This window comes from Streptomyces sp. CB01635 (assembly GCF_002803065.1).
Lineage (GTDB): Bacteria > Actinomycetota > Actinomycetes > Streptomycetales > Streptomycetaceae > Streptomyces.
The window spans coordinates 298,597-315,787 of sequence record NZ_NNBL01000001.1 but is presented as its reverse complement, the minus strand read 5'-3'; the positions used below and the strand labels follow the sequence as shown (position 1 = coordinate 315,787).

The window sequence follows — 17,191 nt, the reverse complement described above, 5'->3', positions numbered from 1 at the left end:
TCTATCGCTTCGAGAGCACGGTCAACTGGCCCTCGTTGATGGTTACTTCGTTGCCACGGAGCACGACTTGGGCGCCTGCGCCGGTCGCGATGACCACGGCTTCCTTGGTGATGCGGATGTACGCGCCGCCTTGGGCCTGGAGCAGGATCCCCTGCTCGGCACCGGCGGTGTCGCTCATGACGAGCTTGTGCGCGGCCGGCGTCTGTACGACGAACGGCTTGCTGGGCGAGTTCGCCGCCAGCTCGCGCCGCGCGTCGGGCGGCAGCTCCTCGGCGGCGCCGTACCAACATCCGGTCCACACAGGGAAACTCGGGTCCCCCTGCTCGAACTCCACCCACACGCCCGCGCCCGGCGGCGGCACCACGAACTGTCCGGCCTCGGGCCCGGTGAACGGCAGGCAGGGAAGCGCCCAGGTGGATGCCTCGTCACCGAGGACGTCGGGCACCTCGACGGTGATGCGGCCGATGCGCAGCGGGTCGTTGTTGTCCACGACCCGGCCGCGGAACTTGCCGAGGTAGCGATTGCCGTCTGCCGCCATGCTGAACTGCTCCTGATCAAAGGGTTGTTGTTACGGACGGACGTGGTCGCTGCGCGCCTCCAGCCCCTCCCTGGAGAGGGTGAAGTTCTGCTGGAACGAGCCCGGGCGCAGGTTGTGCGTGACGGACTTGACGTAGTAGTCGCCGTCGTAGGCCCGCCCGGAACCGCGCACGCCGACCAGCTGACGGGGCTGCAGGATGTACCCGTGCCGGTTGACGTCGAGCGAGCCGGACCCGGAGACGACGTCGGCGGAGACGGCGGCACGGGCGAGGAGTTCGGCCTCGGCCTGCTCACGCTGCTGCTTGGCTGTCCCGGAGAGGGTCTTGCGCTTGAGGGCCGGGGTGGGCCGGCGCCCGAGGGGCGGACGCAGGGGGCTGATCGGCGGCTGGGGCAGGAGGGTGGAGACGCGGGTCCCTGGGTCCTGCCACCGTGCCTGCGGCTCTTCTCTGGCCGTGCCGTCGTACGCGAACGTCAGCTGGTCCACCGTGGTGTTGGCGTCCATATTGACGTTGAGGGCGTGCTGACGGATGCCGAGCCGGACCTCGGGGCCCCAACGGGCGGAGGACTGGCCGGGGTTGGGGCCGGGATCCAGGTAGAAGGTGTAACCGTTGGCCCTGGCCAGCTCGGTGACGTACTGGAGATCGGTGCCGGTCTGGTAGTGCACGCGCAGATCCTGGTGAGGCGGCTGCGCGATCTTCTCGGCGTAGACGTCGGGCCGGATGCCGTAGTCGGAGTAGCGGCGCAAGATGTCGAGGACGCGCTCGGAGGGCGGGAGATTGGGGTACCGGGCGGTGCGCTCCTCCAGGTCCATCAGCAGCGTCAGGTCCTCGCCGGTGACGGTGAGGGTGGAGTGTCCGGGCTGATTGCTGGCACCGACCTCCTGACGGACGATGAGCCCGTCGAAGAGAACATCGGGTGTCCCCCGGACGCTGACGGTGACGATGAGCCGCGTCTTGGGATCGAAGAACCCCTCGGGCAGGAGCCGCTGGTTGATGATCCCGGTCTTGGTGAGGTCGAAGGCGATCTGAAAGCCGCTGCGCTCCCCCGCAGTGGCCGTGATCTGCGCCGACAGCAACGCCTCGGTCACCTCGGCCGGCACGGGGCGGGCGAGCTTCGGCCCCATGAGGAGCGTGATGTGGACGGGGCCCTGCCCCACGGGCTGCTCAGACACGCCGGTGTCCCCCGGGCTCGGGGATGTCGATGACCTGCCCGGCCTCGTCCGTCAACTCCCGCGGATCGAGTACGGGGTTGGCATCGGCGATCCGCCACCACTGACCGGAATCGCCGAAGTACCGCTGGGCGAGCAGATCGGCCCGCTCGCCGGCACCGACCACATGCTCCTGCGTCTCCTGCGCGTCGAGCGGGGGCAGCAAGCGGCGCTTGGCGTAACGGACTTCGGTGCCGTCGGGGAGACGGTGCACGCCGATCTCCGCGTCGTGGTAGCGGCTGGTGCGTGGGTACGGGTGCGCGCCGGGTATCGCCCCGAGGGCGCTCTCGTACGGCTCGATGTCGGCCATGGTGTGCTGCTCAGCCCCTTCCGCTCAGTACGTCCGCGCCGGGCAGCCCGAGCGCCCCGAGACTCCCGCCCCGCGCGGCCGCGGCGAGCCGCTCCTTCTGCGCGAGGTGCGCCATGTACAGATCGGCCCCGCGATGCCCCGCCGGCAGATCGCTGACGGTGAGGATCTTCATCCCGATGCTCAGCGAGGCCCGAATCGGATTGAGATTCACGTCAAAGGCGGACTCGTTGACGGAAAGCTCCGTGAGCCGCACGGGCATGACCCGCTTGCTCCCCCACGTGAACAGCGTCAACGGCATCTCGATCGGGCTGATCTCGATGGTCCCCTTCTGCGAGAGCCGACTCGCTGCGCGCAGTTGGGCCGTGGTCGGCTGCACGAGCATCTCGAGGGTCGCGAGCTGCGGGTGAATGCCATCGGGTGCCGCGATCTCCAGCTGATCGGTGGCATCGATCTCGGCGGTGAACTTCCAGGTCTCCTGGGCGGGGCCCTTGAGACGCAGCGCCTCGTTCCGGTCTCCCCCGCCGCCACCGTCGCCGCTGTCGCCGGCGGTCTGGGGGGCGATGCTGCGCTCCAGGGTGTCGGGGTTGAACTGCAGCACGATGACGCGCTGGGGGGTGCCTCGGTCGGGGTCGACTACGACTATGCCGGAGCGGATGGGCTTCGGGATGTCGGCGTAACGGGTCATTTGCTCCCCCTGTCGTCTTCTCGCAGGAGCCGCCGAACGTCCGCGGCCGGGTAAGGAGCCCCTTCGGGCCAGGAGGCCGAACGCTCCTCGACGAGGCCTCGATAGGTGCCCATGTCGTGAAAGCCGAGCCCCTGGACGGCCGTCACCTGCAGCTCCAGGTCCTCCAGAGCCGAGGCCCGCACCAGCACGGCCATCACGACGGGAGAACTCCCCTGGGCAAGTGCCTGCAGCGCCTCCAGCCGTTCATCGAAGTCCACGGACTCGTCGAAGATGAGTCGCTCCATGACGGCGACCAAGCGCGGGCTGGGCTCGCGGACCGAGTCCAGAATGGTGCCGGCCGCACCAAGAGCCGCGGAGAGCGCGTCGGGGCCGGGAGCCTCTTCGATGCTTCGCGCGATGAGATCCGAGTCCTCGGGCGTCGCCTCATTCACCAGGACGAGCAGCGCGCTGGCACAAGCAGCTTTGTCAATTGCGGAGGCTTCATAGGTCGCGGATACCGGAGGGCGCCGCAAAATTTTTCGGGCACATTCCAGAACATCGGAGGCGTAGGGAGCAAAGAGACTTGCCATTCCGTGCCGCTCACCCGAGAGCGCGTAGTGGTAATGATCCAGGGCGATCCCCATGGCCTGAATGCTGTCACTGCAGAGAAGCCGGGTGAACGCATGCCGCGCGGCATCACCGCTCTGTGGAGACACAAGCTCGATCCGGGCCTCCTCGAGTTCCGGATCCTCAAGGTGCCGACCCTGCCAGTGATATGTGTCGAATTTCTCCATGCCCTTTTCCTGCTTCGCGGCCCGGGAGCCTTACTTGGTGACGCTCTTTCCATTCTTGTCAATGATGAGCGTGATGGCTTCCTTCGGGATGCCGCCGCGGACAAGGACCTCCTGGGTCCGCACGACGTCTCGCAGCGCCTGTTGCCTGATCGTCTTCCCAGGCGCTTTGAGGTTCCACTCCTGCTGCCCCTTCCTCGTCGTGAGGTCGAGAATATAGTCAGGATTGATGTGCGCAAGGTCGATTTCGATGGTTCCGTAGAATTCGAAGCCCGCCGCTGTGGACCATTTCAGCCCATTCGGATCGGTGATATTTCCTTCGCTCATCTTTGTCGTGGATATGAAGGGAGAATTCTTCGCGCCCGCGACATGCTGCCAAGGGGCGATGTTCGCGCCCTTCTTCCGTGCGGAGATTCCACTGTCCTTGTAGTTCTTGAGATCTTCCGCCGACATGTTTCGGGTTACCCGACGAGGGACGTACTGGCCCTTCTGATCGCGAACGTACTGGCCACCATTACTGTCCCTGAAAATGCTCTGGGATATCACTTCACCGGTGGGTTCGTACACGCTCTCCTTCTGGAAACGCCCCACCGCAGAAATGGCAGCACCGGGGTGATCCAGCAGCAGAGTCGACGCGTCAGGTGATTCGTCGAGCCACCTCAACTGCTGGGCCTTGATTCCGCGCGATCTGTTCGCAAGGCGTGCGCACAGGCCCTTGACCTCCTTCAGGGAGGCGTCCTCCTTGAGCCCCTCCAACTCCACCGCGATGGCCCTTCGGAATGCCGCAACGTCCGGGTGATCCTCTTTGAGATCCTTGTCCTTCTTGCCCTGGGGGTCGGTTTCGAAAGGCTCGAAGCGGGCTACCTTGTACCCGTCCTCGTCCTCGTCCCATGTTCCCGGCGTGACAGGGCCACTGGGGTTGAGCGTGGCGGTGATACGGAAATCCGGCCGGCCGGACGATGTCAGGCGCGTCAGCCGATGCCAGACGCGCAGCGCCTGGAGCAGCCCGTAATAGATCGGCCCGCGCAGACCTCGCTTGAGGAGCGGGACGATGGTGCGCCGAAGCCGCTCGACGATCAGGGAGAGGCGCTGCTGCTTCGACTCGGGAGACCCCTCACGCCTGCGCCGGTCATGGCGGCGCTGTTTCCTGTCGTCCGTACGCCGCTTGTGACGGTCACGCAGTTGGTCACGCTTCTTCTTGAAAGCGGCGCGCAGCTTCGACGCACTGGTCTTGAGGGCTTTGCCCGGCTTGCTCTTCTTGAGCTTGTTGCCAAGCGTCTTCGCCGCGTTACCGACCTTCTTCAGGGCGGACTTGACCGCGCCCTTGGCCCTGGAAAGGGCCTTGCCGACCGGGGACTTGGGCTTCTTGGGCTTGCTCGGCTTCGGGCCCTCGATCTCCTTCTGCTTCTTCTTCGGGGCGCTCTCCGGGGCCTTGTCCTTGGCGGGCTCTCGCTCCTTGCCGGGGGCCTTGTCCTGTGACGGCTCCCGCTCCTTGTCGGGCGTCCTCTCCTTCGGCTTCGTCTCCGCCCCATCCGGCTTCTTCGCCGGCCCCTTGGGCGTCGCATGGTCCTTCGGCTTTACAGGGGACTTCTCGTCCGGTGAAGGCCTGCCCTTCGGCCTCCGCTCGGCGCCCTCCCTGGACAACGCCTGCCTGGCCTTCCGCATCGCCCCCCGAGCCGAATTGACCGCCGAACCCGCCGCCTTCTTCGCCCCTCCCCCGACCTTCTTCAGGCCGTCCATGATCTTCTGGGCCATGCCCTTGAGGCGCTTGCCAACGCCCTTGGTCGCCGAAGCCAGCTTCTGCAGAAGGAAGTTGGTGATGAAGTCCAGGAGGGCGACGACACCCGCGGCGACCGCCTCCGCGAACAGGCATGCCGCCGGGCCCGCCTTCACCGCCTTCAGGTACGCCCAGAACTTGCCGAACGCCGCCAGGATCGAGCTGACGGTCGACCAGGCCGCCATCAGGCCTTGGACGATCGTCAGGATCGCCCCCGCCGCCGGCACGATCATCGAGACGACCTTCTCGATGACCAGGGTCGCGATCATCATCGGGAGGGAGGCGATGATCGCGTCCCAGGCCATCTTGCCGATCTGTTTGATCGACACGCAGCCCTTCACCAGGACGTCGATCACTGCTTTGCCGAGGCCGAGGATGCCCTCGACCTTGGTGTCGAACCATCCCTTGACCGCCACCTTGATGGCGCCCCAGAGGTGGTCGGTGATGCCGGTCTTCGCCGAGCTGCCCGCCTTGGAGATCCAGCCGCCCGGGTCGGGCGCGATGTCCGCGACCAGCGCCGCGAACTTCCCGAGCGCCTCGATCGCCGCCTGCGCGAACTTGATCGCGCCCACGATGACGGCCTGGTAGGCCTTGATGACCGCCTTGACGCCCGCCTCAAGGACGTCGAGGAGCTTGTTCAGGCCGGCCGCCAACGCGTCCAGCAGCGTGTTGACCGCCTTCTTCAGGCTGTCCGCCAGCTGGTTGACCTTCGCGACCGCCGCGTCCCTCAGGCCCTCGATCGCCTTGCGGAAGCGGTCCCGTAGCTCCGGGAAGGCCGCGAGGAGTACGTCCCCGATCGCGATCAGCACGTCGGCGAGCGCGTTGATCGCGTTGACCGCCAGATCGCGTACGAAGTCGATGGCCTGGTTGGCCCACGTCTTGAACGTGTCGATGATCCCGTTGACGGCCTTGCGGGCGGCGTCGAAGACCGCGGTGACCGCCGCGAGCAGGCCCTTGAAGAAGTCGGCGACCTTGCCGGCGATCCAGCCGAACAGGCCTCCGGAGGGCTTCTTCTCCTCCTTCTTCTTCTTGGCCTCCTTCTCGGCGTTCTCGCGCTCGGTGTCGATCTGCGAGTTGTCCTTGTCCTTGCGCGCGCCGACCTCCTTGTCCTTGTCGTCGCGCGCCTTGACGATCTCCTTGTTCTTCTTGCCGTGTTCGTCGTCGGACTTCTTGTCCGCGTCCTCGGTCTTCTTGTCCTGCTCGGTCCGCCAGTCCTCGCGCTGCTTCTGCGTTTCGCGCGCGACACGGCCGCGTTCGGTGGTCTGCTGCTGGGTGTTGCGGTCGACCTCGCGGTCGATCTCGGTCTGCTTGTCCTGCTTCGCCTGCTGCTCGCCCTGCTGGTGCTGCTTCTCCTTGGAGCCGAGGTCGCCCTGCGCCCGACCGGCGGCGCCGGTGATCTCGGAGCCCTTTTCCTGTTTGGCCACCGCCCCCACGCCGGCCTTCGGCGCGGGCGTTGCCTCCAACGCCCCGCCCTTGCCGCCCCCGGAACCACCGGACGCCTTGCCGGTGAGCTGTTCACGGGGCGCGTTGGGGAAGATCTGGTCCTCGCCCATGGGCTTGGCCGCGTCGGCGCGGCCGGTCGACTGCAGGTCGGACTGCTTGTCCTTGAGCGCCTTGGCCTGGTCGTCGGTGCGCTTGGGGTCGCTGGCGCCCTCAAGACGGATCTTGGGGGCCGGGCCGACGGTCTTGTTCTCGAGTTGCGGGTCGGTGGTCGGGACGGCGTCGGCCGCGGCTTCGACGCTCTTCGCCTCGGACTCGCTGAGCCCCTTGTCGGGCACGGCGGGGGCGGGCGGCGGAGGCACGTTGTCCGTGGGCTGCTTGCCCTCGGCCTTGTCACCGCCCTTGGCCTTCTGCTTGTCGCCCTGGTTCTCCGGACCGAGCTTCTCCACCTTGCCGGTGACCTGCGGCGCCGCGGGAGCGGCCGAGGGCGGCGCCGAACGTGTCTGCGGCGCGCCTGACGGACGTTCGCGCGTCGGCGGGGCCGCGTCCAGCCGCTTCTGCTCCTCGCCGATCTTCTTGTCCGCGGCCCTGTCGACCCCGGGCATGGCGGCGGCCGCCTGATCGGGCGCCAGTTTGCTCACGGTCTGCACGGCGGCCTTGGGGTCCTGCCCCGAGACGTCCGGCGGTTCCTCCTGCTTCTGCTCGGGCGCGGCCTCACCACCGCCGCCCCCGCAACTTCCCTGCCCGCCCTCGTCCTTCTCGGGCGCGGGCGCGGGCGGCGCGCAGCCGCCGCCGTCCTTCTCCAGGGACGCCTCGGGCCGGGGCGCGGCCGTGTCGGCAGCGGTCTGGCCGGGCCCGTCGGTCTGCTCGGCGGCCGGGCTCACCGCCGCCTGCGCGACGGACGGCGCGGCACCGGGTCCGGCAGCGGTCGTCGGCCCGGTCTTCTCCGCGGCGCCCACGGGCCCGCGCGGCACGGCGCCCGGCCCGGTCTCCTTGGGCACCCGGCTCTTGGCCGCCGGCGCCTCGCGCTCGGACCGGGGCGGTTCGGCTCCGCGCCGGGCGGCGGGCGAGGGGTCACGGTCCTCGACCGGGGTCTTGGGAGTCTGCGCGCCGGCGGGCCGGGACACGGCCGCCGCCACCGGACTCGCGGAGGGCGCCGCGGCTGCCGCCGGGCCCGCGGCCGACCGGGACTCCGCGGTCGTACGGTCCTGGTGTTCCCTCTGCTCGTCCTGCGTGTCCTCGGCGTCCGGCTGCTCGTCGTCGCCGTCCCCCTCGGTGCCCTCGTCCTCCGGTCCCCTGGTCTGCTCCCTCTCCTGCTGCTGTTCCGGGTCGGGCTTCTCGGCCTCGGGTTCGGGCCGTTCCTTGTCCTGGGTCGCGGGATCCGGGCCGACCTCCTGGTCGAGCGGCTTGTCGGTCTCCTGAAGGTCCTTGGTGTTACGGTCCCGGGCCTGCGCGGCGGGCCCGTCCTCGGGCTGCGGGGCCTCGCCCTCGACGGGCCCCTCGTCCTGGCCGGGGGCTTTCGGCTCGGGCCCGGCCTCGTCCTGCTCTCCTTCGTTCTTCTCCCGCTCCTGCTCCGCCTTCTCGGCCTTCGTCGGCGGAGGGGTGGGGAAGGAAGGCAGCGACGGTTCGGCGGCGCCCGGCTGGAGCTTGTCCGCGGTCGGTACGGCGGACAGGTCGAGGTCGGCCTCGGGCAGGTAGTCCTCGGGTCTGATCGCGGGCTCGTCCCGCGCGCCCGGCGCCCGGCCGCCCTCGTCCTCGCCGCCCGCGACCTCTTGTTCGGCGCCCGCTTCGAGGCCGAGCGGCCGTTCCTCCTCGCGCGGCTCGGCGTCGGGGCCGCCATCCTCGTCCTGCTCGTTCAGGCCATGCTCGGACAACGCGGAGTCGGGCTGTTCGGCCCGCTCGTCGACCTTCTCGGGGCGTGCGGGGCCGGGCTGGGCCTTCTGCTTCGGGTCCGGTTCCGCGTTCTTCGACCCGGCTCCCGGCTGGGTCTGGTCGTCCCGCCGCTTGCGCTTGTCGGCGCCCGACGCGCTCGCCTGCCGCGGGTCGGCCTCCTCGCGGTCGCGCTGCTCCTTGCGCTCCTCCTTGGCCTGTTCGGCGCCTTCCCGCTGCCCCTGTACGCGCTCGTCGGATGCCTGGTCGGTGCGCTCGCGGTCGGTGGCGGCCTGCTCGCCCTCCTGCTGTTCCTCCTCGCGCGCCTGCTGCCGGGAGACGTTGCGCTCGTCCTCCTGCTCCGTGCGCCGGGCGGCGTCCTGCTCCTCGGTGGCGGCGTCCGAGCGGGCCCGGCTGCGCTCGCTGCCGCTCTTGTCGTCGCGTGCCTTGGTGTCCTGCTGTTCCTCGCGGGCGTCGGCGGCACGCTTGTCGGCGGATCCCCGGTCCGACTCCTGCTTCTTCTGCCACTGGGTGCGTTCGACGCCCAGCTCTTCGAAGAGGTCGATCTCGGGCAACGGCGTCTCGGCGGGCTGGAGTTCGACCGGACCGGGGCGAGCCTGATCGGCGATCTCCAGGAGACGGTCGTACTCGGGCGTCAGCAGACGGTTCTCGAGGCGATCGACAACCGCGTCCTCCAACTCCTGTGACATCCGCGCCAGTTGGAGCCGCACTCGGCCGGAGGCATCGGTGGGGTCGCCACGCAGACTGCGCAGCACGTTGCCCGCGAGCCGGTCCACGAGGGTCGCCGGGTCGACGGCCTCGGCACGCATCCGGTCGGCGTCGACGGTGGCGTAGCGCAGCCAGCCGGGTGTGGCCTGCCCCTCCTCGACCCGTGGGGCGGACTCCTCCTGAACGACCGCCTGAGCAGCCGCTTCCGCCTCCCGCTCGATGGCCTGCTGCGGCAGGCTCACGGCGCCGAGCTCGCGGCCGGCCCGCAGGGCGCCGAGGCCGTGCGGGTTCTGCACCGTGTGCTGCAGCTCGTGGGTGAGCAGCCGGCGGCCCTCGTCGGTGCCGGGCCGGTAGGCGCCCTCGCGGAAGAAGACGTCCTGGCCGACCGCGACCGCGTCCGCCCCGAGCAGCTCGGTCAGCCGCCCGGCGTCCCGGCCGGTGTGCAGCCGTACCCGACCGAGATCGTGTCCGAGCTGCTCCTCCAACTCCCTTCGCAGACCGGGATCGAGGGGCTGACCGGCGCCGCTGACGATGTTCTTCGGCTCGGGCGCACGGGACTTGGCGGCCCGCTCCTTGCGCTTGCGGCGCCGCTGCTCGGCGGACTGCTCCGCACCGGCGTCCTGGGTCCGGGAGCTCACCGGCTCACCTCCCCGTGACCGCTCAGTCCCTCGTGCACGGCACGCGCCAGCTCCTGCCCCAGCCGCCGCGCGGACAGGCCGGCGGGCAGGGGCGGCAGCCCGGACAGCGCGTCGGCCGCGAGGGGACCGTCCGCCGCCAGGGGCACGCCGTGCAGCCGGACCAGCCGGGTCAGCTCACTCTCGAACGCGGCCGAGACGCGCTCCGGATCCGCCCGGAAGCCGTCGAGCACCAGCTCCCCGATCTCCACGCGGATCGCCGAAGGCGCCTGGTCCCGGGAGTGGCCGCCTGATGGATGCCGCGAGTGGTCCCGTGAGACATTCACACCCATCCGCGCACCTCCGTGGGCGTCAGCGAGCGCTCCAGCTTCAGGTACTCGGTACGGGCGGCGGCGAGCATGTGCCGCATCTGCAGCCGGTCGCCCTCCTCGGCGGCCAAGAAGGCCCCGGACAGGGCGATGTTGCGGATCGAGCCGCCGGCGACGGTGAGCTGGGCGAGCAGCGACGCGTCGATGCCCTTCACCGGGGCCTGCGGCGGCAGCACGCGGCGCCAGATCTCGGCGCGCTCGTGCTCGGCCGGGAAGGGGAAGTCGACGACGAAGCGGATGCGCCGCAGGAAGGCCGTGTCGAGGGCGTTCTTCATGTTGGTGGTGAGGATGGCCAGGCCCCGGTAGGCCTCCATCCGCATCAACAGATAGCTCACCTCGAGGTTGGCGTACCGGTCGTGGCTGTCCTTGACCTCGCTGCGCTTGCCGAACAGCGCGTCGGCCTCGTCGAACAGGAGCAGGGCACCGCCGCGTTCGGCGGCGTCGAAGACCCGGCGGAGGTTCTTCTCGGTCTCGCCGATGTACTTGCTGACCACCTGCGAGAGGTCGATGACGAACAGGTCGAGGCCGAGTTCCTTCGCCATGACCTCGGCGGCCAGCGTCTTGCCGGTACCGGAGCCGCCCGCGAACATCGCGGTCACGCCGAGGCCACGGCGCAGGGTGGCCGCAAACCCCCACTCCTGGTGGACGGTTGCCCGCTGCCGCACATGCGCGACGATCTCGCGCAGCACGCTCGTCTGCCGCTCGTGCAGCACCAGGTCGTCCCAGCCGGCCTGCGGCTCGATCCGCCGCCCCAGCTCGTCCATGCCGATCCGCGCCTCGTCGAGTCCGGCCCGCCAGGCGAGTTCGGCGGCGTCCAGCTCGTCCTCGTGCGGCAGCCGTCGGTGTACGGCGGTGGCCGCGGAACGCACGACATGTGGCGGCAGCTGGAACTGGGCGACCAGGGAGCGGAGTTCGCCCTCGTCCAGGTCCACTCCCTCGAACGCACTCGTCCACAGCCCGAGTTGTTCCTCGTCGTCCAGCCGCGGCACGGCCACCCGGGCCCCGTACGACCGATCCGAACGCAGCGGATCCTCGCTCGACACCACCACCGGCACAGCCGCCCCGGCCAGGAACGATTCGGTCGCCGCCCGTTGGTCGCGGTCCAGTTCGCCCACCTCGACGAGCAGCGCCGAGGGCAGCAGAACCGCCTCACGCTGCCACAGCCGGGCGAGCCGGTCGCGCTCGACCGGGTCGGACGGCACGTCCTCGGCGCTCATCGAGTAGAGCCCGAGTCCCGAGCGGGCGGCCGCCGCGGCGGCGAGGTCGGCCCGGCTGCGCAGGTCCCCGCCGGTCACCTCGACGAGCGGCGCCTCGGAGTCCGCCGCCGTCGCCCAGCCCTCGGCGAGCCGGCTCGCGGCCAGGTCGTACGACGGCGTCAGCTCCTGAGGCGCCGGCGTGCGGCGCAACTGACCGTGCAGCCGTGCGTCCAGATAGGGGGAGCCCAGCAGGAAGTGCAGGATGCGCTCGTCGAGGCGCAGCCGGGAGGCCGTCAGCCGCGACTCGTCGTCCAGCTCGACGATCCGCCAGCGCCTGAGCGGCGCCACGGGCGTGAGGGCGCTCCAGTGCGGCTCGGCCAGCGCTGCCAGCGCGAGCGAGAAGGTGGGGTACGCCCGCTCGGGGTCACCGCAGGCGGCGGCACATCGGGCGGCGGCCGTGGGCTCCAGCTCGTGGGCGGCGGCGAGGAGGACGAGGTCGCGCTCGAAGGGCGTGATGCTGAAGCAGGAGACGAGGGCGTCGAGCGGGGCGCTACCGGGGCCGCCGGGCGCGGTGGCGAGTTCGGCCCCAGGGGCACCGTCGCTCTCCTCCGTGGCACGTGCCGCATGCGCGTCGACGCGGGCCAGGACGCGTCGGATCTCCGCGGTCAGCGTCGCACTGCCCGGGTCGGCGTCCGCCGCGCTCTGTTCGTACGTCCCCATGTCCTCACCTGCCCCCGTCGTCTCCATGCCGTGTCACTCCTGCGTGGGCTTGGCGGCCCGGGGCGCTGTCTTGCGCGTGCGCGCCGGGGCCTTGGCCGGGGATTTCGCGACGGCCTTCGCTGGGGTCCTGGCTGCCTTCTTGGCGCTCGGGGCCGGAGGTTCGGCCTCCTTCTTCGCAACATCGCCTGCAGCAGGCTCATTTGATGTCACGTCAGGAGTCGGTTCCGCCCCCGGAGGGACCGGTGCGCCCGGCGCCCCGAACGGCAGCACCCGTACCTCCGGCCTCTCCACCGGCTTGCCCGCCACCGGAGTCTCCCGGCCGTCGATGAGGACGAGGGCCGCCTGGTAGACCACCGACAGGGTGTAGGGCGTCTGGTAGAGCATCCCCCACAGCTTCGACGTCTCGTCGACGTCCATCACCGTCGGAGTGAACCGCACGCGCTGCGCCGACTCGGCGAGATTGCTGCCTGCCAAGTACGGCCGCTCACCGGCGAGTTCGATGATGTCCTTCGGCAGGACCGGTATCTCGTGCAGCGCGCGCACCACGGAACCGATCAGCCGCTGACCGACCAGTTCCGTCTCGTCGCCGTACGCGGTGATCAGGAAGTGCAGGTCGAGTGCCGCGACGGGCCGCTTGACCAGCGTGCCGTCGGCCGCACGCGTCGGCAGGTCGTTGTTGCGCTGCGAGGTGTCGGGCGTGACCTGGTAGAGGAACACGGAGATGGTGGGCTCGGTCGGCGGGTCGGCCGGCGGCTTGCGCGGCTCGACCTTGACGGCCATGTCGATCTCGGGACCCAGGTTGGACTCGAGCAGCAGGGCGAGGGCCTGGGTGACATGCGCGAGGGCAAGTGCGTTGCTCATGGCGTCAGTTCCTCGGTTCCTCTCGGACTGCTGGTCGTCGTACTGATCCGTGTTCGCGGTTCACTCGCGCCCCCGCGCCAGGTATTCCGTGAGGCTCAAGGTCGCCCCGGCCCTCCCCGCGGCGGGCGTCCGCGGCCGTCCGCCGCCGGGCGCCTCGCCCGCCGTCACTTCGAGCCGCCCGATCTGCACCTGCACCACCTGCTCGACGGCCCGCGCCGGTCGCCGGGCCGCGGCCTGCCGTACGGCGTCGCGCGTTGCCGCCGTATCGGCGGCGCCGGGGGGCAGCACCGCCGATACGGCGTGGGGAACGGCGTCCCTGCCCGGGGGGACGGGCACGGACACCGCGGACTGCGCGGCTCCCGGCTCCGCACGCCCCCGGCCCGCCGCACGCCGCCCGGTCTCGGGCGGAGTCCGCGGCGGCGCCAGTGGCGCGGCGGGCCGCAGCAGCGGCGCCTCGGCCATGACCACCGGCGCCGGCCGTGGCCCCTGCTGTTCCGCCACCCGTTCGCTGCGGACGACGGTCCGCTCCCGTTCCGTGTGCGTCCGTGCCGCCACAGCCGTCGGCGACGGCGCATCCGGCAGCGGAACGGCCGACGGCGTGGCCGCGGGCCACAGCAGCGCGTCCTCCTCCGATGCCGATGCCTCGGCCCGTACCGCCTCGACCCGCTCGAACGGGCCGGGCAGCCGGGGCCGTACCCGCGCCACGGCCTGTCGCGGGGCGGTGTGCCGCGCGAGCAGCCGGTCGAGGAAGTCCGGCGAGCCCTGAGGGGTCTCGGAGTCAGACATCCGCACACAGCTCCAGGTAGTAGCGGCGCCGCGTCGGGCTGAGCGCCAGGATCTCCGGCTCGCTCCAGCCGTAGGCGGTGGCGAGCAGATGGACGTCGAGCAGCACGTCCCGTGCCCAGGAGTCCAGTTCGGTCCACAGGTAGGAGGCGATGTCGAGCTCGGCCCGGGTGGCCTGCCCGCACTCGGGGCAGGCCACGTTGAGCGCCAGGTCGGCGCCGGGGTCGGCCGCCTCGACGGCCTCGACGATCCGGCGCTGTACCGGCGCGGGCAACTCCCCCGCCGTCACCGCCGTCCCGTCGTGCACCGCCGAGACCAGGCATTGCGCGAACAGGGCCGTACGTGGATCCGCCGCCCGGGCCGCCGCCGTCAGGTCGGCGACGCCGGGCAGCCTGAACTCGACGTCCCAGCCGTCCTGTTGGACTCGTACGGACGACTCGCCGCGCCCGCCCAGCGACCCGGAGAGCTCCCCGGCGTCCAGGTCGAACTCCATGTCCTGTCCGCACGCCACGCACGCCAGGCGAACCTGCATCCGTTCGCCGAACAGCGCCCGGCGCAGCGCGAACAGGTCCGCCTCGCGCTCGCCCACCGGCAGCGCCGGCAGCCGTTCCGCCCCGACGTCCGGTCGTGCCGTGCGGTGCAGCAGCAGCGCACGCCCGACCGGAGCCTCGCCAAGGCCCGCCTCCCAGGCAGCCAGCAGTTCAGCCGCCCCGGTGATCACCATGTCCACCCCGATTTCCGCGACCAGCCACGATCAAGCCGCAGACGAACGACGACCCGTCGCGGCACTTCCGGCGGAGCGCTCAGGCCGGGTTGAGGAACGAGGGCTCCTCCGGCTCGGGCACCTCGTAGTCCCGCTCCCAGCCCTCGCACTCGAGCTTCAGCGACTGGATGGCCACCGCGTTGGCGTTGGCGTCCAGTTCACCGAGGACCTGGTACTCGCTGGGCCAGGTCCGGTACAGCTTGTGCGAGACGGCGACCTGGCCGGCCTCGTTGAGGACCTGGATGACGAGGTCCTTGCGGAAGTCCGCGAGGGACACCTCCGAGCCGAGGCCCGCGCCGACCTGCCAGACCTTGTTGGCCCAGCGGTCGAACTCCGGGTCGTGGGTCACCCCGCGTTCGAGGGTGATGCCCTCGAACTCCGAGCGCCCCGGCGACTTGCGCGGGGAGGAGGGGTCGCCGCCGTGGCGGTGCTTGACGACCTCCGTGGTCCGCTTCAGCGGACTGATCTTGCTGATGCCGGCGACCGTACGTCCGTCCCACAGGACCAGGAACTTGAAGTTCTTGTACGGGTCGAAGCGATGGGCGTTGACCGTGAACTCAGCCATCGATTTCCTTCAGCTCTCCCTGGATCCCGGGCCGCTAGAGAGCGAACTGCCCGGACGTCTGCTGGATCTTGACGACCACGAACTCGGCCGGACGGACCGGCGCGATACCGACGAGCACGTTGACGATCCCGTTCGCCACGTCCTCGTCCGTCGTGGTCTCGCTGTCGCACTTGACGAAGTACGCCTCCCGCGGGGTGCTGCCCTTGAAGGCGCCCTGGCGGAAGAGCGTGTGCAGATACGAGGAGGCGGACAGCCGGATCTGCTGCCACAGGCTCTCGTCGTTGGGTTCGAACACGACCCACTGCAAACCGCGTTGGAGGCTCTCCTCCACCTGCAGCGCGAGCCGCCGCACCGGCACGTACTTCCACGCGCTGTCGAGGGCGTCGGAGCCCTCCAGCGTGCGCGCGCCCCACACCAGCGGACCGGCCAGCGGGAAGGTGCGCAGGCAGTTCACACCGAGCGGATTGAGCAGCCCCGTCTCGCGGTCCGTCAGATCGACGGTCAGCGAGCGCACTCCGACGAGCTGCGCCTCCGTACCGGCCGGTGCCTTCCAGACACCGCGCTCGGAGTCGGTGCGCGCGATGACGCCGGCGACCGCGCCGGACGGCGGGAAGGCGCGCAGCCGCCCGGTGAGGGGGTCGGTGAGCTGCAGGTGCGGGAAGTACAGGCCCGCGTGGTTGCCGCGCACGGCGTCGAAGGCGGACAGGCCCGCCCGCGCCGAGTCCACGCTCACCCAGGTGCTGGGCGCGTCGACCAGCAGGAAGATCCGTCGCTCCTCGCACAGCCGCTGAGCTGCGGATACGACGGTGAGGGCGTCCTCGGTCTTCTCGTACGACGCCAGCTCCGGCAGCGACAGCAGGTTGACGTCGGCCACCCCGCGCAGCGCCTGGATGCCGGTCTTGTCGGCCTCGGAGCCGATGAGGTCGCGCGGGCCGGGAGCCTCGCCGTCCTCGCCGCCCTCCAGCGGGAACACCGGCGGGTTGACCGAGGCCTCCAGGCCCAGGTCGTTGGCGCACTCGCCCAGGAAGCGGACGACGTCCTCGGGGTCGGTGGAGCCCGCGACGACCTGGACGCGCCGGCCGAACGCCGTGACCTCGACACCCGCGAAGGCGTGCCGGCCCGGCGCGTCGGGCAGCGCCCGCAGCTTGCGCTCCAGAAGCAGCGCCAGCTCGGCCACGGAGGACGGGGCTTCGCCGTCGCAGTCGGCGTCGTAGAGCTGGAACTCACGCTCCACGTCACCGATCTTCACCGTCAGGTCGACGGCCAGGTCGGGCAGTTCGTGGCCGAACGGCTTGGAGACGGTGCCGGACGGGTCGGGGCGGCCCTCGTCCACGGCGTCGACGCGGATGAGGCGCGACCCGGCGTTGATCACGGTGGGCGCGTAGGTTCCGCTGCCGGCGTCCATGGACAGGCCGGTGAAGCTCTCGCGGGCGTCGCCCTTGGCGTCGTAGACCCGCAGATTGAAGGTCTCGTCGCAGTCCGGGGTGTCGTAGTCGACGGCGACCCGCAGACCGTTGCCCCACACGCCGGGTTCCTTGGCGTGGACCTCGAGAACATGGCTCTCGCTGTGGCCCTCGGTGGACTCCAGGACGACGCAGGCGGCCTTGCCGCTGCCGGCCTTGGCGACCCTGACGACCACGGCGACGGAGCCGCCGTTGCCGAAGAACTGGTGCACCGCGTAGGCGAGCGGGCTCTGTGCGCTCAGCCCTCCGAAGCGCCGCTCGAACTCGGCGAATCCGGTGACGCGCACCGGCTCGTTGAGCGGGCCGCGCCGGGTGTGCCCCACGAACGCGGTCACCGAAGTGGTCACGGCGGAGATGGCGCGGGTGCTGCTGGGAAGCTCTTCGACGTAGACGCCCGGGTAAGTCGGCCTCGCGGCGCTCACGGCATTCGTCGGCATTCCCCCTCCTATCCCTTCTCGGGCACCGGGTGAAAGGCACCAAGAGGCGGCAGAGGGGGAGGTGTCGGCACGGCGG

Annotated in this window: 13 protein-coding genes; all 13 read right to left on the bottom strand. The window is 70.4% G+C overall.

Annotated features, from left to right (window positions below):
* Position 1: 1 nt before the first annotated feature.
* On the bottom strand, positions 2–538 hold the full coding sequence (locus tag CG723_RS01325; RefSeq protein WP_100591283.1) for a phage baseplate assembly protein V: 537 nt from the start codon (positions 536–538) through the stop codon (positions 2–4).
* A 30-nt stretch (positions 539–568) separates the two neighbouring features.
* Positions 569–1,708 carry a hypothetical protein gene (locus CG723_RS01320; protein WP_100591282.1) on the bottom strand — a complete coding sequence of 380 codons (1,140 nt, stop codon included), beginning with the start codon at positions 1,706–1,708 and terminating at the stop codon, positions 569–571.
* Complete coding sequence (locus CG723_RS01315) at positions 1,701–2,054, bottom strand: hypothetical protein (RefSeq protein WP_100591281.1); 354 nt, start codon at positions 2,052–2,054, stop codon at positions 1,701–1,703. The genes CG723_RS01320 and CG723_RS01315 overlap by 8 nt, the downstream gene beginning before the upstream one ends.
* Before the next feature lie 10 nt (positions 2,055–2,064).
* Positions 2,065–2,739 (bottom strand): hypothetical protein, encoded by a 675-nt coding sequence (locus CG723_RS01310; RefSeq protein ID WP_100591280.1) that lies wholly within the window; start codon positions 2,737–2,739, stop codon positions 2,065–2,067.
* On the bottom strand, positions 2,736–3,512 hold the full coding sequence (locus tag CG723_RS01305; RefSeq protein ID WP_100591279.1) for a hypothetical protein: 777 nt from the start codon (positions 3,510–3,512) through the stop codon (positions 2,736–2,738). The genes CG723_RS01310 and CG723_RS01305 overlap by 4 nt, the downstream gene beginning before the upstream one ends.
* A 30-nt stretch (positions 3,513–3,542) precedes the next feature.
* Positions 3,543–9,962, bottom strand: a complete 6,420-nt coding sequence (locus CG723_RS01300) for an eCIS core domain-containing protein (RefSeq protein ID WP_234374083.1) — start codon at positions 9,960–9,962, stop codon at positions 3,543–3,545.
* Positions 9,959–10,291, bottom strand: coding sequence for a DUF4424 domain-containing protein (locus CG723_RS01295; RefSeq protein ID WP_234374081.1), 333 nt, complete (start codon positions 10,289–10,291; stop codon positions 9,959–9,961). The genes CG723_RS01300 and CG723_RS01295 overlap by 4 nt, the downstream gene beginning before the upstream one ends.
* Complete coding sequence (locus CG723_RS01290; RefSeq protein WP_100591767.1) at positions 10,282–12,243, bottom strand: ATP-binding protein; 1,962 nt, start codon at positions 12,241–12,243, stop codon at positions 10,282–10,284. Before CG723_RS01290 ends, CG723_RS01295 begins: the two co-directional genes overlap by 10 nt.
* Positions 12,244–12,276: 33 nt before the next feature.
* Positions 12,277–13,104, bottom strand: coding sequence for a DUF4255 domain-containing protein (locus CG723_RS01285; protein ID WP_100591278.1), 828 nt, complete (start codon positions 13,102–13,104; stop codon positions 12,277–12,279).
* Between the two features lie 60 nt (positions 13,105–13,164).
* On the bottom strand, positions 13,165–13,890 hold the full coding sequence (locus CG723_RS01280) for a hypothetical protein (RefSeq protein WP_100591277.1): 726 nt from the start codon (positions 13,888–13,890) through the stop codon (positions 13,165–13,167).
* Positions 13,883–14,611: a T4 family baseplate hub assembly chaperone gene (locus tag CG723_RS01275; RefSeq protein ID WP_100591766.1), complete on the bottom strand. Its 729-nt coding sequence runs from the start codon at positions 14,609–14,611 to the stop codon at positions 13,883–13,885. The genes CG723_RS01280 and CG723_RS01275 overlap by 8 nt, the downstream gene beginning before the upstream one ends.
* Before the next feature lie 79 nt (positions 14,612–14,690).
* Positions 14,691–15,215, bottom strand: coding sequence for a phage tail protein (locus tag CG723_RS01270; RefSeq protein WP_100591276.1), 525 nt, complete (start codon positions 15,213–15,215; stop codon positions 14,691–14,693).
* A gap of 34 nt (positions 15,216–15,249) precedes the next feature.
* Positions 15,250–17,115, bottom strand: a complete 1,866-nt coding sequence (locus CG723_RS01265) for a phage tail sheath subtilisin-like domain-containing protein (RefSeq protein WP_100591275.1) — start codon at positions 17,113–17,115, stop codon at positions 15,250–15,252.
* Positions 17,116–17,191 lie beyond the last annotated feature (76 nt).

Coding starts and splice junctions, on each gene's coding strand:
- CG723_RS01325 (WP_100591283.1), bottom strand. CDS start 538: ATGGCGGCAGACGGCAATCGCTACCTCGGCAAGTTCCGCGGCCGGGTC.
- CG723_RS01315 (WP_100591281.1), bottom strand. CDS start 2,054: ATGGCCGACATCGAGCCGTACGAGAGCGCCCTCGGGGCGATACCCGGC.
- CG723_RS01310 (WP_100591280.1), bottom strand. CDS start 2,739: ATGACCCGTTACGCCGACATCCCGAAGCCCATCCGCTCCGGCATAGTC.
- CG723_RS01305 (WP_100591279.1), bottom strand. CDS start 3,512: ATGGAGAAATTCGACACATATCACTGGCAGGGTCGGCACCTTGAGGAT.
- CG723_RS01295 (WP_234374081.1), bottom strand. CDS start 10,291: ATGGGTGTGAATGTCTCACGGGACCACTCGCGGCATCCATCAGGCGGC.
- CG723_RS01290 (WP_100591767.1), bottom strand. CDS start 12,243: ATGGGGACGTACGAACAGAGCGCGGCGGACGCCGACCCGGGCAGTGCG.
- CG723_RS01285 (WP_100591278.1), bottom strand. CDS start 13,104: ATGAGCAACGCACTTGCCCTCGCGCATGTCACCCAGGCCCTCGCCCTG.
- CG723_RS01280 (WP_100591277.1), bottom strand. CDS start 13,890: ATGTCTGACTCCGAGACCCCTCAGGGCTCGCCGGACTTCCTCGACCGG.
- CG723_RS01275 (WP_100591766.1), bottom strand. CDS start 14,611: ATGGTGATCACCGGGGCGGCTGAACTGCTGGCTGCCTGGGAGGCGGGC.
- CG723_RS01270 (WP_100591276.1), bottom strand. CDS start 15,215: ATGGCTGAGTTCACGGTCAACGCCCATCGCTTCGACCCGTACAAGAAC.
- CG723_RS01265 (WP_100591275.1), bottom strand. CDS start 17,115: ATGCCGACGAATGCCGTGAGCGCCGCGAGGCCGACTTACCCGGGCGTC.